The 1,802-nt window shown below is 36.7% G+C and carries 3 protein-coding genes; 2 read left to right on the top strand and 1 reads right to left on the bottom strand.

The window, feature by feature from the left end; translation table 11 throughout:
* Positions 1-92: 92 nt before the first annotated feature.
* The gene (locus ACQR30_RS17435) at positions 93-248 is read left to right on the top strand and encodes a hypothetical protein (protein WP_429737067.1); all 156 of its coding nucleotides are present in this window, start codon (positions 93-95) and stop codon (positions 246-248) included.
* Between the two features lie 777 nt (positions 249-1,025).
* Here ACQR30_RS17435 and ACQR30_RS17430 read toward each other — a convergent pair.
* Positions 1,026-1,313 carry a hypothetical protein gene (locus ACQR30_RS17430; RefSeq protein ID WP_429737066.1) on the bottom strand — a complete coding sequence of 96 codons (288 nt, stop codon included), beginning with the start codon at positions 1,311-1,313 and terminating at the stop codon, positions 1,026-1,028.
* Positions 1,314-1,545: 232 nt separating this feature from the next.
* Here ACQR30_RS17430 and ACQR30_RS17425 point away from each other — a divergent pair.
* Positions 1,546-1,802: hypothetical protein (locus ACQR30_RS17425; protein WP_429737065.1), on the top strand; the 257-nt coding region annotated here is incomplete at its 3' end.

Below are 1,802 nucleotides of genomic sequence, written 5' to 3'. Positions count from 1 at the left end.
AGACAAAGACCGAAAGTTGGTAGTTGCCGCGTAATTTAATAGAACTTTTATAGAAATAAAAGAAAAACTATTTAGGATTAAAACAAAAAAAAATGAAATTTAAAATAGCAAGGTATAAAAACAGTATAAAACAATATAATAAAAAAACAAGGGTCGCGTGGAACAGTGATTTCCGTGACAGTTCTGCTTGCTCTTTCAATTCAGCAGAGTTGATTGAAAGCCAAATTGCATCTAATCAAAAAATATAATTAATAAACAAGATGTTTAAACAAAATTACAATTTGATTTGATGCATAATTCTGCTAGCTGTGTTAGCTAGCTTCACAATTTCTCTAATCGAGCTCAGATTGCCACTAGGCGCTATCTTTTTGTTAAGTCTAGCTTCACTAATTTTACCTTATTGCAGGCGTAGCGCCTTACAGCTCAGCTTAATCGCGTTAATTATAAGCTATATAGCCTCAGCGCTAATAGTTAACATAGAACAACACGCCCAAGCACTAGTTTCAAATAGTGAAATCTTTAACCTAAGTTTGGATTATGCACTAATTGCGCTGCTGCTTATGCTAATTGTGAGCTTAATTCTAATTTATTAGCCACAACTCACAGCTAATCATGCCCTTTTTATGAAGCGCCTCAACTTGCGTAATTCTAGTCTTTAACGCGCTCGAACTAAGCTGCATCTTTTATTCAGGCTTTTATATGCTCCTTATGTGAGGCGTGTCTGCCCTCTTTATATATATGAGCTGAAATACACTTAAAACACCTTCATCTAAGTTTTCACTAATAATAAGTGCTATTCTTACTATCATCCTAGCCCTTTTCGCTTATAATTTTCCCGAAAGCGCGCTAGCTAAAAAGCTAATTTTACCGAATTGAAGTGAAATCTGTCATAAAATTCAAAATAATCTAAAGATGCTAAGCTATTTGCCTATAAAGGCAAGTAATATGCTAGATACTTATTTCTTTTCTAAGCTAAAGCAGGCGCTAGACGAAGTGTTACATTGAGATGTGGAACAGCGCGCTTCTCAAGTTCGCAACATTAAAACTGAGGAGGTGAAATTATTGTTATATAGACTGAAGTTTTGGCCAGGGCCAACAATTACCAAAGTCCCGCCACATAACGGTGTTGCGACAGCGTCAGCTGCTTCTAAAAACATCTCTTCTACCGCTGCTTCAATCTCCTCCTCTAGCCCTTGAGCTGGAATATGATCAGGATGCAAAACCGCGTTTAATACACAAAGTGGCTCCAATTTAAGATCATGAGCTTGAAGAACTAGCGCTAAGCCACTTACGGCCACGCCTACGCTAAGCACCTTAGCGGCTTATACTATAAATCCCACTAGCGTAGCCAAAGCCGGTGCCGCAGATTTTGATGATATTTCCTATATAAAAAAAAACTTTACACAAAAAATAGAACTAGCTAGTGAATATGATTTAGAGTCTAAAATCGATAAGCTCAAGCAGCAGGATTTGTCCGATTTATACGCAAGTTCAGAAAACGCTAGCTTTTCAACAAAACGGCTGTTATCTAATACTTACAGCAATATGCAAAGAGCTTACGCTGCCACAACATTTATTAATTCGGAATCTTCAGTTTTTAACACAAGCCCTGGCCTAACTGCGTTAAATAACGAAGAGTTAATAACAAGAGGCTCTAGCAAAGGCTATATAAATTCGCCCCAAGGCGCAGAAAATAATTCAAACGGTAGTGGCGATAATAGTAACAATCCAAAAAAGCTAAATATAGAAATCATAGCTGAAGCACTTCCTTATGATCTAGTAGTGCAAGCAATTAATAAAAA

Source organism: Arachidicoccus sp., assembly GCF_050436765.1.
Lineage (GTDB): Bacteria > Bacteroidota > Bacteroidia > Chitinophagales > Chitinophagaceae > Arachidicoccus.
Note: the sequence above shows the minus strand (reverse complement) of the source record. Positions and strands in the feature narration are given on the sequence as shown.